General features: G+C 69.7%; 11 protein-coding genes. 4 read left to right on the forward strand and 7 right to left on the reverse strand.

Annotated elements, in window-relative coordinates; all coding sequences use genetic code 11:
* Positions 1-88: 88 nt before the first annotated feature.
* The 3 genes from ACCD06_RS01080 to gloB all read right to left on the reverse strand — a co-directional run bounded on the left by ACCD06_RS01080 (position 89) and on the right by gloB (position 4450).
* Positions 89-2698, reverse strand: a complete 2610-nt coding sequence (locus ACCD06_RS01080) for a methyl-accepting chemotaxis protein (RefSeq protein ID WP_413338115.1) — start codon at positions 2696-2698, stop codon at positions 89-91.
* A gap of 283 nt (positions 2699-2981) precedes the next feature.
* A complete protein-coding gene (locus ACCD06_RS01085; protein WP_413338117.1) occupies positions 2982-3587 on the reverse strand; it encodes a glutathione S-transferase N-terminal domain-containing protein in 606 nt (201 codons plus the stop codon).
* Positions 3588-3682: 95 nt separating this feature from the next.
* Positions 3683-4450: a hydroxyacylglutathione hydrolase gene (gene gloB / locus ACCD06_RS01090; RefSeq protein WP_413338119.1), complete on the reverse strand. Its 768-nt coding sequence runs from the start codon at positions 4448-4450 to the stop codon at positions 3683-3685.
* Between the two features lie 54 nt (positions 4451-4504).
* On the opposite strand from gloB, the gene ACCD06_RS01095 reads away from it, so the two are divergent.
* Positions 4505-5329, forward strand: coding sequence for a methyltransferase domain-containing protein (locus tag ACCD06_RS01095; RefSeq protein WP_109075041.1), 825 nt, complete (start codon positions 4505-4507; stop codon positions 5327-5329).
* On the opposite strand, the gene ACCD06_RS01100 is transcribed toward ACCD06_RS01095, so the two are convergent.
* Positions 5314-6540: a methyl-accepting chemotaxis protein gene (locus tag ACCD06_RS01100; RefSeq protein ID WP_413338122.1), complete on the reverse strand. Its 1227-nt coding sequence runs from the start codon at positions 6538-6540 to the stop codon at positions 5314-5316. The genes ACCD06_RS01095 and ACCD06_RS01100 overlap by 16 nt on opposite strands.
* Positions 6541-6739: 199 nt before the next feature.
* Here ACCD06_RS01100 and ACCD06_RS01105 point away from each other — a divergent pair, with 199 nt between their 5' ends.
* Positions 6740-7288: an RBBP9/YdeN family alpha/beta hydrolase gene (locus tag ACCD06_RS01105; protein ID WP_413338124.1), complete on the forward strand. Its 549-nt coding sequence runs from the start codon at positions 6740-6742 to the stop codon at positions 7286-7288.
* 90 nt (positions 7289-7378) lie between these two features.
* The gene (locus ACCD06_RS01110; RefSeq protein ID WP_413338125.1) at positions 7379-8431 is read left to right on the forward strand and encodes a 4-(cytidine 5'-diphospho)-2-C-methyl-D-erythritol kinase; all 1053 of its coding nucleotides are present in this window, start codon (positions 7379-7381) and stop codon (positions 8429-8431) included.
* A 7-nt stretch (positions 8432-8438) separates the two neighbouring features.
* Here ACCD06_RS01110 and ACCD06_RS01115 read toward each other — a convergent pair whose 3' ends face one another.
* The 3 genes from ACCD06_RS01115 to ACCD06_RS01125 form a co-directional block, all read right to left on the reverse strand.
* Positions 8439-8741, reverse strand: a complete 303-nt coding sequence (locus ACCD06_RS01115; RefSeq protein ID WP_413338127.1) for a hypothetical protein — start codon at positions 8739-8741, stop codon at positions 8439-8441.
* A gap of 5 nt (positions 8742-8746) precedes the next feature.
* On the reverse strand, positions 8747-9820 hold the full coding sequence (locus ACCD06_RS01120; protein WP_136702351.1) for an ABC transporter substrate-binding protein: 1074 nt from the start codon (positions 9818-9820) through the stop codon (positions 8747-8749).
* 105 nt (positions 9821-9925) lie between these two features.
* Positions 9926-11158 carry a Bcr/CflA family multidrug efflux MFS transporter gene (locus tag ACCD06_RS01125; protein ID WP_109075047.1) on the reverse strand — a complete coding sequence of 411 codons (1233 nt, stop codon included), beginning with the start codon at positions 11156-11158 and terminating at the stop codon, positions 9926-9928.
* A 325-nt stretch (positions 11159-11483) separates the two neighbouring features.
* On the opposite strand from ACCD06_RS01125, the gene ACCD06_RS01130 reads away from it, so the two are divergent.
* Positions 11484-12479 (forward strand): BMP family lipoprotein, encoded by a 996-nt coding sequence (locus ACCD06_RS01130; RefSeq protein WP_413338129.1) that lies wholly within the window; start codon positions 11484-11486, stop codon positions 12477-12479.
* The last annotated feature ends 1 nt before the right edge of the window (position 12480 follow it).

Raw genomic sequence — 12480 nt, forward strand, 5'->3', positions numbered from 1 at the left:
GGTGACCATAGCCGCCGCCAGTGACGGGTTTGTTTTGTTTACGTGTCAGTTTTATGAAACCGACCCGTTCTTGCCCGAAGCCGCCCGCTCATCGCGCGGCCCGGATTTCCTGGAGGAACAGATGCACGGCGGAGCCGAGGCTGGTCGCCTCGTGCGACAGGCTTTCCGCCACCTGCAGCACGTCGCCCGCCTGGGCGCGCACCTTGGCCGCGGCCTCCGACAGGCCGGCGACATGGTCCGACGCCGCCTGGGTACCGACCGCGACGCGGTGGGAGCTGTCGACGATGCTCGACGTGATCATCGCCTGTTCCTCCACCGCCGCGGCGATGGCCGAGGCATTGGATTCGATGCGCTGGACGCTGCCGGTCATGGTCGCCACCACCTCCGCCGTTTCGCGGCTGGCCGCCTGGGTCGCGGCGATCTGGCGGGCGATCTCGGCGGTGGCCTGGGCGGTCTGGCCGGCAAGGGCCTTCACCTCCCCCGCGACGACCGCGAAGCCGCGGCCCATCTCCCCTGCCCTCGCCGCCTCGATGGTGGCGTTCAGCGCCAGAAGGTTGGTCTGGCCGGCGATCTCGTCGATCAGCCCGACGACGGTGCCGATCTCACCCGCCGTGCTCGACAGGTCGGCGACGGTGGCCTTCACCTGCTCCGCCCCGGCGGCGGTGTCGCCGATGATGCGGGCCGATTCCCCGGTGCGCTTGCTGATCTCGGCAATCGACTGCGAGATTTCCGACGCGGCGGTCGCCACCTGCTGGATCCCCGCCGCCATTTCACCGGACAGCTGCATGGCGGCCTCGGCGCGGTCGTTGGCGTTGGCGGCGATGTCAGTCAGCGAGCGGGCGCGGGCGGCCATGACGCTCGCGGCCTCGGCCAGGGTCTCGACGCTGCTCAGCACGTTGCGCTCGAACTGGTCGGCGATCTCCAGCATGCTCGTGCGGCGGGCCGACGCGGCGTTGCGGCGCTCGACCTCCACCTTCTCATGCGCCTCTTCCATGGCGCGGGCATTGGCGATGAAGACGAACAGGGCGCGGGCCATGTCGGTGATCTCGTCGTTGCCGTCGGCCTTCTGCTCCACCGTCAGGTCGCCGTCGGCAACCCGGCGCATGGCGTCGGCCAGCGCCTCCATCCGGCCGACGACGCGGCGCCCGACATAGAGCGAGACGATCAGCCCGGCCAGCAGCACGCCGGCCGTCGCCAGCAGGATTTGGATCTCGTTGGTGCGTTCCAGCGCGTCATGGGCGGCGGCGGCCCCGTCGGCGGTCGCCCGCTCGGCCGATTGGACCAGCCCGTCGACCATGGCGGTCAGGGTGGCGCCGGTGCTGCGGTTGCTGTCGATCAGCGTGGCATTCTCGGCATAGGCCGCCAGTTCGCCGCTGCGCAGAGCCAGGATGCCGTCGTCGCCGAAGCCAAGCGCCAGCAGCCGCTCCGCCAGCCGGCGGGACTCCGCGCCCAGATCGTCGTTCGAGTCCTTCAAGGTGCCGCGGATCGTCGCCGCCAGCGGATCGAGCGTGCGGCGGGCTGCCGTCAGGCGGGTCGGCGTTTCCGCATTGCCGGCCTCTGCCAGCTTGCCGGCCAGCAGGTTGGCGTCGGCCATCAGGCCGCTCAGCACGGTGTAGCGGTGCTGGGCTGCCGGCACGACGTTGGTTGACAGGTCCTGCATCCGCTCGGCGATCGCGTTGCCGGCCTCGGCGATTCGGCCGCGCGAATTGAGCATCAGCGGCAGCATGCGGGCGTTGGCGTCGCGGTCCAGCCGGACGATGTCATCGACGCCAGCCGCCAGCGATTCGGCCAGCTTGTGCGCCTCCGCCTCCGGAATGCCGGGGGTGAGTTGGCGGACGCGGCGGGTATAGACGCTCTTGTCGCCGTCGCCGTACGCTGCCAACTCGTTGATCATTGCCACGACCGGAGCCGCCGCTTCGTTCTTCGCCAGCGGACGCAGCGCGCCCTGCAGGTCGGACAGCGCGGAGTCGAAGTCGGTGGACAGCGACATCACCTTCGACCGGTCGGTCTCGAAGGCACCGATCAGCAGCGATTTCGCCAGGGCGGCTTCCGCCCCGCGCAGCTGGAACAGCGGGATCACCGTCTGCCCCAGCTCGGCGCCGATCACCGCGGAGGATTGCGAGGTCGCCTCGACCATCGCGGCGATCGCCTGGGCCAGCTGCTCGCGCGACGCCTGCATGTCCGGCTTCAGCGCGGCGAGCAGCTTGGCATGAATGTCGCTCAGCTCCGCCAGCCGACCGCTGCGCTGTTCCTGCAGGGTGAGTCGCCGGCCGGTGGCCGTCCCCAGCGCGTCGATGGTGCCGAGCAGCGAGCGGGCGGTGCCGGTCAGTTCCGCGACGCGATCCGCATCGCCCCCAGTATGACCATACCCGTCCGCCAGCCGGACGAGCTGCCCGTCCAGCGCCCCGCGCTGTTCCGCCACCGCGCTGCGCAGCCGGCCCAGATCCTCCTCGGAGGTCGCGGCGTCGATCAGCGGCCCCAGCGCCAGCACCCGCGCCGTCGTGGTGGCAAGGCCATGGGCGGCGCTGAGCACTGGCACCTGCGTTCCGGTGATGTCGGCGACATGGCCGCGGACGGCGCCATAGGACATCCAGCCCACCACCGCGGCGATGCAGGGAAGTGCCGCCACGGTGCCGAAGGCGATCAGCATCTTCGACTTGATGCCGGACCGCCGGCGCTGGTCGATTGGCTTTGCCATAAGGGCCACCCGTGGCTTGGAGGTTGTCCGTGCCGCGCCCGCGGTTCTCCGCGAGCCGGCCGGCGCCATGGGTAGCCCTTCTGGTTGGATGAATCGGTGACGCTTCGATGAAGTTTTCGCGACGCACAATCGAAAGATCGCTGGAGACGGGAAATCATCCGTCGCGCAGCCGGTCATGGTGAATCGAACGTAAACGGCGCCGAATAGAAAAGCGGCGCCCGACCCTGCCGGACGCCGCTCTACTGCACGTATGCCGCGTAAAAGCTTGGCCCTGCGGCCGGCGTTACACCGGCGGCGCCGTCCGCCGCAGGCTGTCGCGGTCGGAGGCCTTGGCGAACCACGCGGTCAGCGCCGGCCGCCCCTCGCGCCAATCCTCATGCCCGAAGCGGAAATCGAGGTAACCAAGCGCCACCAGCACCGCCAGCGTGCCGATGGTGGCCTCGCCGTCCAGCGACGCGGCCTCGGCCTCCAGGAGATCGAGCGAGCGGGCGACCGCCTTGCGCTGGCGTTCCATCCAGTTGGCGGATTTCTCCCCGTCCGGACGCATGGACTCCAGCCGGCGCAGGATGGCGGCGTCACAGATGCCGTCGGCGATGGCCTGCAGCCGCAGCGCAGTCCAGCGGGCCGGGCCGGCCTGCGGAAGCAGCGGTGCCCGGTCGCCCAGCGAATCGAGATACTCGACGATCACCGGGCTGTCGAACAGGGTGGTGCCGTCTTCCAGCGTCAATGCCGGCACCTTGCCCAGCGGGTTTTCCTGGGGCAGGTCGGTGTCGGCCGACCAGGGATCGGTCGTCACCCGCTCCACCCGGTCCTCCAGCCCGCGTTCGATCAGCACCATCATCACCTTGCGCACATAGGGGGATGTGGCGCTCCAGCGCAGCTTCAACATGGACGCTCCTTACGCTTCTGATTGGCCGCTTCGGTTTGGTTGACGACAGGCTAGCGGCAGGCCGGATCGCCGGTCCACCGCCGGGCCGGCAACCCTCATCCCCGGAAATGGTCCTTGCGCCGGCGCAATTCGGCGAACACCTCCACCGACGGGGCGCCGGACATGCCGATGGCGGACTGGACGCCGGGATCGTCGGCACGCAGGAAGGGGTTGGTGCGGCGTTCCATCCCGATTGTGGTGGGAATCGTCGGCTGGTTCCGCTCGCGCAGAGCCGCCACCTCCTCCATCCGCTGGTGCAGGGCGGCGTTGGCGGGATCGACGGTCAGGGCGAAGCGGCCGTTCGACTGGGTGTATTCGTGGCCGCAATAGACGCGGGTCGAATCGGTCAGCGCCCGCAGGCTCTGCAGCGAGTCCCACATCTGGGCCGGCGTGCCTTCGAACAGCCGGCCGCAGCCGAGCGAGAACAGCGTGTCGCCGCTGAACAGGGTCTCCGCCGCCTCGAACCAGAAGGCGATATGGCCGCTGGTGTGGCCGGGAACCGCGAAGACGCGGGCGGTCTGTTCGCCGAACACCGTGCGGTCGCCGTCTCCCAGCATCACGTCCAGGCCGGGAATGCGGTGGGCATCGGCGCGGGCGCCGACCACGCTGGCGCGATAGCGGGCCTTCAGCGCCTCGGCGCCGCCGATATGGTCGTCATGGTGGTGGGTCAGGAAAATGTGGGTGAGGGACCAGCCCCGCCGCTCCAACTCGGCCTGCACCGGGGCGGCGTCGCCGGGATCGACCACACCGACCTTGCCGGATGCCGCGTCGCGCAGCACATAGATATAGTTGTCGGCGAAAGCCGGAACGAGAATGACCTCCACGGCAGCGGACTCCCTGCTGTTGCGATACGAAACCCGTGTTACGCTTGGGATACCATGTACACAGATATCGTCGATCTGAGGGAGTTCTACGAGTCCGGATTGGGGCGCACCGCCCAGCGGATGATCCGCCGGCGCATCCGCACCATCTGGCCGGACGTGCGCAACCAGATCGTGCTCGGCGTCGGCTACACCACCCCGTACCTGCGTCCCTTCATGGGCGAGGCCGACCGGGTGGTCGCGGTGATGCCGGCCAGCCAGGGCGTCAGCTTCTGGCCGGCGGAAGGGCCGGGCATGGTGGCGCTGGGCGACGAGGCCGACCTGCCCTTCGGCGACAACACCATCGACCGCGTGCTGTTGGTCCACGGCCTGGAAGGCACCGAACAGCTGCGGCCGATGATGCGCGAGATCTGGCGGGTGCTGGCCGGCGGCGGCCGGGTGCTGGCGGTGGTGCCGAACCGCCGCGGCCTGTGGGCGCGCGCCGACTGGACGCCCTTCGGCCACGGTTTCCCCTATTCCGCCTCGCAGCTGAAGCAGGTTCTGCGCGACACCATGTTCGTGCCGGAACGCACCCGCCACGCCCTGTTCATGCCGCCGCTGCGCTCGCACTTCCTGCAGAAGACCGCGCCGGCCTGGGAAGAGGTCGGCGGGCGCTGGTTCAAGGCCTTCGCCGGGGTGACGATGATCGAGGCGTCGAAGCAGATCTTCGCCGGCGTGTCGCGCCGCGCGGCGCAGCAGCCGGTGAAGCGCCGGCTGATCGTGCCGCTGCCGGGCGGTGCGGCCCCCGCCGCCCGCAGCGGCAGCGCCCGCACCACCATCGCCGGAGCCACCATACCCGGCGGCGACTCCGTCGACTGCCAGCAGCCTTATCCCCGGACCTGACGCAGCACGTCGGTGATCCGGCCGCTGATGCCGCTGCCCAGGGTGCCGGCCCGCTCCGCGATGGTTCGGCTCAGCGTCGTCAGTTCCTCCAGCGTGCGCGTCACCCCGCCCAGCGTCTGTTCGGCATCGCCGATCCGCTGCTCCGCCGCCATGGCATCCTGGCGCGACTGGTCGAGCGAACGTGCGACATCCGAAGTCAAGGCCGCCTGCTCGTCGATGGCCGCGGCGACGGTGCCGTTGATCGTCTGGATCGAACCGATGGTGGAGTGGATGCGGCCCAGCGCCTCGTCCACCGCGGCAGTCTCCTTCTGCAGGTTGGCGACCTGATCGGCGATCTGCTTGGTGGCGTCGGCGGTCTGGCGCGACAGCGCCTTCACCTCGTTGGCGACGACGGCGAATCCACGCCCGGCCTCGCCCGCACGCGCTGCCTCGATGGTCGCGTTCAGCGCCAGCAGGTTGGTCTGGCTGGCGATGGCGTTGATCAGCTTCACCACGCTGGCGATCTGTTCGGCGGCGGAGCGCAACGAGTTCATCACCGTGGTGGCGCGGTCGCTGTCGGACGCCGCGGCAAGGCTGATCTCCCGCGCCTTGCTGGTGTCGCCGGAGATCTGGTCGGAGGTGGAGGCCAGCCGGTCCAGCATGCCGGCGATGGCGCTGACCGAACCGTCGACGGCGCGGGCCGCACCGGCGGCATCGGCGGCCTGCCGCAGCCCCTCCGTCCCGGCCGAACGGACGGCGGCGACCGCCGATTCCAGCTTGCGGCCGGCCTCGGCCAGTTCGGCGGCGAACCCGCCGACCTCACGCTCCACCCGCTCGGACAGGTCGCGCATCAGGGCGAGGCGGCGCGTCTCCGCCGTTTCGGCCCGCAAGGTCGCCACCACCCAATGACGGGCGAGGCGGGCGAAGCGGCGCGCCTGCTCCGTCGGGCCGGCGACGGCGAGCGCACCGACCCGGTCGCCGTCCAGATCGATGGCGATGGCATAGCCTTCCCGCATGGCGCCGCCGGACTTGGCCGCCTCGTCCCGGCTGACGGCGCGCTCGTCCAGGCGGCGGGCCATGATGTCGGCGCCGGCCGGATGGGTGGTGCCGATCCGCTCCCGCGCGGTGGAGGCGACGACGCTGCCGCCCTGACCGACGAAGGACACGACGGAATCCAGTTCCCGCCCGATGGACTCGCAGAGTTCCTGTGCGATGGTGGCGCTGATGTCCAAGACGTTTCTCCCCTTCTTCCCGTTTATGGTTTTCCGTCATCATTCCATGACGACGCCCGATGCTCTCCCCGCGGCCCCGCTCACGGCACCCTCGCTCACGGCACCCTGGAATGCCGATCCACCTCGTGGAGAGAATTCCCCGATTCGCAGGTAACCTTCCGACACTACACGCAACATTTACGAACGAAGAGTTGAAAGAATGACGCAGCCGACCATTCTGGTGCTTCCCGGCCTCGGCAACTCCGGTCCCGACCACTGGCAGACCTGGTTGGAAGGCCGGCTGCCGGCCCTGACCCGCGTCGATCTCGGTGATTGGGACGCGCCGGCGCCCGACCAGTGGGTCGAGCGGCTCGACCATGCGGTCCGCTCGGCCCCCGGCCCGGTGGTGCTGGTCGCGCACAGCCTGTCCTGCATCCTGGTGGCGCGCTGGGCGACCGCCGGCGATGCCGCGCACAAGGTCGCCGCCGCCCTGCTGGTCGCCCCGCCCGACGTCGAGTCGCCTGGGACGGTGCCGGTCGAGGCCTGTCGCTTCGCCCCGGTGCCGGCCGATCCGCTGCCCTTCCCCACCGTGGTCGTCGGCAGCCGCAGCGATCCCTACTGCAACGCCGCCCGCGCCTGCGGCTTCGCCGCACTGTGGGGCGCCGACTTCATCGATGCCGGCGAGGCCGGCCATATCAATGCCGAAAGCGGCCACGGCCCCTGGCCGATGGGCGAGACGCTGCTGAAGGACCTGCTCGCCCAGATCTGAACCAAGCCTCTGAACGCACCCTTGCCGCTGCGGGTGAAAGGGTGCGACACAGGGGGCGTCGTCGCGCGCCTGCCAGCGGATTCGGAGCTTATGACCGGCACTTTCATCTTCGAGGCCGCCCCGGCCAAGCTGAACCTCTACCTGCATGTCACCGGCCGCCGCGCCGACGGCTATCACGAACTGGACAGCCTCGTCGCCTTCGCCGAGTTCGGCGACAGCATCGCCCTGACGCCGGCCATCACGCGCGTGGCGTTGCGCGGAGCCGACCTGCCGCCGGCCGGCCCGCGTCTGGCCATCGCCGGCCCCTTCGGCCCGGCACTGATGGGCGAGAACCCGGCCAACAATCTGGTGATTCGCGCCGCCCACGCTCTGGCCGCCCGGCTGGGCCGCGAGGCCGACGTGATGATCGCCCTGACCAAGGCGCTGCCGGTCGCCTCCGGCATCGGGGGCGGATCGGCCGACGCCGCCGCCTGCCTGCGGGCGCTCGCCCGGCTGTGGGGAGTGCCGCCCGACGACCCGGCGCTGTTCGCGGTCGCCGCCGGGCTGGGTGCCGACGTGCCGGTCTGCGTCGCCGGACGCAGTTGCTATTTCAGCGGCATCGGCGACGTTCTGGACGAGGCGCCGGACCTGCCGGAAACCCATGCGGTGCTGGTCAATCCGAACGTGCCGGTGCCGACCCCGGCAGTGTTCAAGGCGATGGCCGCTACCCGCGCCAAGAGCGGCGGCGCCTTCTCCGCCCCCGCCCGCTTCACCCGCAATCCGGCCGACGCGGCCGACCTCGCGGCGCTGCTGCTGGAGCGCACCAACGACCTGACCGCCCCGGCCCTGACGGTGGCGCCGGTGATCGCCGACGTTCTGGCGGCGCTGGAACGCAGCGCCGGTTGCCTGCTGCCCCGCCTGTCCGGCAGCGGCGCCACCTGCTTCGGTCTCTACGCCACGGCGGCGGCGGCGGAATCTGCGGCGAAAACCATCGCGGCGACGGCGCCCGGCTGGTGGGTGAAGCCGACCCGCCTGCTCCCCACCCCGCCCGGCGCCCCTGCCCTGCCGCGCGGCATCGTCGCCGATCCCGTTGCCGCCCAACCCGCCGGCGTCCCCCCGCCCGCCGCGCCGTTCCCCGACACCGGCGGCTGGGGCGTCGGCTGAGACCGGCTCACGCCCGCATGTAGCTCCAGCCGTCCGCCTGCGCCTCGGCGATGTCGAGGACGCCGGCGGTGACCACCGTCAGCCCGTCGGCGGTCCGGCCGGTCTTCGCCAGCGTGTTGCCGCAAACGCGCAAGTGCCGGTCGGTCTCCGCATCCGGGCTGTCGAGCGCCGCGGCGACGGCGCCCGCATTGACGACGATGCGCACCTCCGCATCGGGCCGGGCCTTCAGCAGGTTGCGGGCATTGTTCCGCGCCCGCTCCAGCGCGGCCGGCGTGGGCGCATGGATGACCAGCCGCAGGTTGGAGGTCATGGCGGTCACTTTCCTTTCGCCGCATCATGGAAGGAGAAGTCGAACAGCGTGTCGACATCGACCGGCTCGGTGATCTGGTTCAGCGACTGCTGGAAAGCCTGCATCTTCTTGGTGGAGTCCAGGATCACCCGCGGGTCGTCGACGAAGGTCGTCGCGTCGGAGGTCAGCGCCGCCCGCATCACGTCGCGCTCGACCAGCCCCTTGCCGATGATGTCCGTCACCAGCTCCGCCGTGCGGTCCGGGTTGGACTTGGCGAAGGCGGTCGCGCGGATGTGCAGCTTGACCAGTTCGGCCACTGCGTCGCGGTTCTTGGCGATGGCGTCCTCGGTCACCGCCAGCACGGCGCCCGGCTGCTTGGGGAACATGGTGCCGGCCTTGGCGATGATGGCGGCCTCCTGCAGGCGCGACTTCACCAGCGTCAGGATCGGTTCCAGGATCGAGGCGCCGTCGATGGCCCCGGTCAGCAGCGCCTGCTGCAAGGGCTGCTCGCCCATGCCGACGATCTCGACATCGTCGGGGGGGATGTGGGCGACCTCCGCCATCCAATAGCGCAGAACGGTGTCCGGCACCGATCCGGCCGGCAGCGAGCCGATCTTCGGCCGCCGGCCATTGGCGGCACGGAAGGCCTTGACCCCTTCGGCCGGGTTGGCGGCGCCGGCCATCGCCTTGGCCAGCGGACCGCGGCCAATCAGCGCCACCTGATCGATGACGTTGGCGGCAACGACCTTCAGCTTCACCCCTTTCGACCGGGCGATCAGCGCCGGGCCGATGCCGACATAGGCGACGTCCAGCGTGCCCGAGGCGAGCGCCTGGATCATCGCCGGCCCCGACTGGAAGCTGGTGGTCTGCAGGCTCAACCCGGCATCCTTGGTCCATCCCTCGCCCGTGATCACGTAAAGCTGGGTCATCGGGATGATCGGAATGTAGCCGACGCGCAGGGTCGTCGCCGCAAAGGCCGGCAACGGCAGCGACGCGGTGGCTGCGGCAATGCCCAGCGCTGCGGCACCCACCAGAAGATCGCGGCGGGCCACGGGGCGGGCGGAGTTGAAAAGCGGCTTCGGCGGCGGGGTCTGCGGCATGTCGGGTCTCCTTTTGCCGCGAGAGCCTAGTCCGCCCGGCCGCGGAATTCAATTCACGCCGAACCCCGACAGCTCCAATCCATATTTTACAGAACTTTCCTGTTTTTATGCTCCCGCCGGCAACCGACGGCGGAATGGACGGATCAGCCATAGGTTCAGCGCCAGACCGACCAGGGCGCCTCCCCCGATCACCGCCGCCATCGGCATGGCCGTGCCGTCGGCCATCAGCCCGACCGCCCAGCCCGAAACCGCGCCGCTGCTGAACTGCAGCATGCCGGCGAGCGCCGATGCGGTGCCCGCCATCTGCGGGAAGGATTGCAGCGCGCCCGCCATGGAATTGGCGAAGCAGAATCCGGTCAACGACATGAACAGAAACAGGCAGCCGACCAGCCCCCACAACCCGCCCCAGCCGCCCATCACGCAGGCGACCAGCAAAATGCCGCTGGCTGCCGACAGCCAGACGCCGATACGCAGCATCATGTCGGACCCGAAGCGCATCACCGCGCGGCTGTTCAGCGTGTTGACGATGATCATGCCGACGATGTTCAGCCCGAACAGGAAGCCGTAATTCTCCGGCCGGACGCCGAACAGCTCGATATAGACAAAGGGCGAGCCGGAAATGAAGGCGAACATCCCCGCATAGATGAAGGACGAGCCGATCGCATAGCCGAGATAGCGGCGGTCGGTCAGCAGCTTGCGGTAGGACTCGGCCAGCACCATCGGGCGCAGGCTGGTGCGCCGCGACTCCGGATGGGTTTCCGGCAGGCTGGCGAGGGCCAGCATCGCGACGGCGCCGAAGGCCGCTTGCGCCCAGAAGATCCAGCGCCAGTTGGCCCACACCAGGATCTGGCCGCCGATCAGCGGCGCGATGATCGGGGCGGCGCCCATCACCAGCATCATCATCGACAGGACGCTGGCCGCGCGGTCGCGCTCGAACACGTCGCGGATCATGGCCCGGACCAGCACCGGCCCGGCACAGGCCCCCACCGCCTGCACGAAGCGCCAAGCCGCCAGATGGCCGACATCGACGGTCAGCGAACAGCCGACGCAGCCGACGGCATAGAGAAGGATGCCGGTCGCCACCGGGATCCGCCGGCCGAACCGGTCGCTCAGCGCCCCCCACAGCAATTGCCCGACGCCGAAGCCCAGGAAGAAGGCCGACAGGGTCCATTGCACCTGATCCTGCGCCGCATGCAGCTCGCGGCCGATCGCCGGCATGCCGGGCAGATACATGTCGGTGCCCATCGGTCCGAACGACATCAGCACGCCCAGCGCCGCGATGAAGAACGGGCTTTCGGCAGGCGAACGGGAACGAACGGCGGCAAGGCGCGCGAACATCAGCAAATCCAAATGTGAAAAGGGGGAGAGGAAATCGACCGGACGGAGTCCGCAGCTTTTAAGCTGCGCCGTCCCCTGCCGGACGCAAAGTCCCGTCTCGGCATGGCTGCCTTGAGTAACCTGCGATGGAATGCCGCCGCGACAATCCGCGCCCTGGCCGAACCTCGGTCGCCCCTTGGCCGAGCGTCGACCGGTTGGCGCCCGCTTCGCTGCACGCCCTCGCGCCGGGATGGATCGCGGCGCAACAAAATTCTGGTTCGGACCGCAATTCCATGCCTAAAATTGAATCCGGATGAAGGGCTTCCACCCAGCCAGAGGCCGCGCCATGCCGCACCCGACCCGCCGGTCGATCCTGTTCTTCGGTGCCGCCGGAACCGCTCTGGCGCTGCTTCCGCAACGCGCCCATGCTACGGCGATCCAGCCCGGATTGGTCTATGCGGCGGGGCAGAAGTTCGACAAGAGCTTCAACGAGGGGGCCTTCGCCGGGGCGGAACGCTTCAAATCGGCCACCGGCATTCCCGTCCTGGAATATCTGCCATCCACCCCCGCCCAGTTCGACCAGGCGGCGGCATCGCTGCTGCGGCGCGGGGTGACCGATCTGATCGCCATCGGCTTCTATTACGCGACGCCGCTGGCCCGGCTGGCCCCGGCGCACCCGGCGGTGCGCTTCACGCTGATCGATGCGGTGGCGGAGGGGCCGAACATCCGCAGCGTCACCTTCAAGGAGCAGGAGGGATCCTTCCTGGTCGGCGTGCTGGCGGCGCTGGCGTCGAAAAGCGGGACCGTCGGCTTCATCGGCGCGCTCGACATTCCCTTGATCCGCAAATTCATCGCCGGCTTCGAACAGGGCGCCCGCCATGCCCGCGGCGACGTCAGGGTGCTGGTGAATTTCGTCGGCACCACGCCGGCCGCCTTCAACGACCCGGCCAGCGGGGCGGAGGTGGCGCGCAGTCAGTTCCAGCGCGGGGCCGACGTGGTGTTCGCCGGGGCCGGGGTTTCGAACTTCGGCATCTTCGCCGTGGCGGACGAAGCCAAGCGGCTGGCCATCGGCGTCGACAGCAACCAGAACTACCTCTACCCCGGCACCATCCTGACCTCGATGCTGAAGCGGGTCGATCTGGCGGTGGCCTCGAGCCTCGAAGCGGCACGCCAGGGCACTTGGAGCGCCGGCACGGTGGCGCTGGGGCTTGCCGAGGGGGCGGTCGATTACGCGGTGGACGAAAACAACCGCGACCTCGTGACCCCGGAGATGGTCAATGCGGTGGAAGCCGCCCGGCGTGGCATCGTCGCCGGCCGCATCCCCGTCGCCGACGGAAGCTGAG

The organism is Azospirillum sp. CT11-132 (assembly GCF_047302835.1).
GTDB lineage: Bacteria > Pseudomonadota > Alphaproteobacteria > Azospirillales > Azospirillaceae > Azospirillum.

Excerpts from the sequence above, each read along its gene's own strand:
- ACCD06_RS01110 (WP_413338125.1), top strand. The coding sequence starts at position 7,379 with ATGACCGGCACTTTCATCTTCGAGGCCGCCCCGGCCAAGCTGAACCTC.
- ACCD06_RS01120 (WP_136702351.1), bottom strand. The coding sequence starts at position 9,820 with ATGCCGCAGACCCCGCCGCCGAAGCCGCTTTTCAACTCCGCCCGCCCC.
- ACCD06_RS01130 (WP_413338129.1), top strand. The coding sequence starts at position 11,484 with ATGCCGCACCCGACCCGCCGGTCGATCCTGTTCTTCGGTGCCGCCGGA.
- ACCD06_RS01105 (WP_413338124.1), top strand. The coding sequence starts at position 6,740 with ATGACGCAGCCGACCATTCTGGTGCTTCCCGGCCTCGGCAACTCCGGT.
- ACCD06_RS01125 (WP_109075047.1), bottom strand. The coding sequence starts at position 11,158 with ATGTTCGCGCGCCTTGCCGCCGTTCGTTCCCGTTCGCCTGCCGAAAGC.
- ACCD06_RS01080 (WP_413338115.1), bottom strand. The coding sequence starts at position 2,698 with ATGGCAAAGCCAATCGACCAGCGCCGGCGGTCCGGCATCAAGTCGAAG.
- ACCD06_RS01085 (WP_413338117.1), bottom strand. The coding sequence starts at position 3,587 with ATGTTGAAGCTGCGCTGGAGCGCCACATCCCCCTATGTGCGCAAGGTG.
- ACCD06_RS01095 (WP_109075041.1), top strand. The coding sequence starts at position 4,505 with ATGTACACAGATATCGTCGATCTGAGGGAGTTCTACGAGTCCGGATTG.
- ACCD06_RS01115 (WP_413338127.1), bottom strand. The coding sequence starts at position 8,741 with ATGACCTCCAACCTGCGGCTGGTCATCCATGCGCCCACGCCGGCCGCG.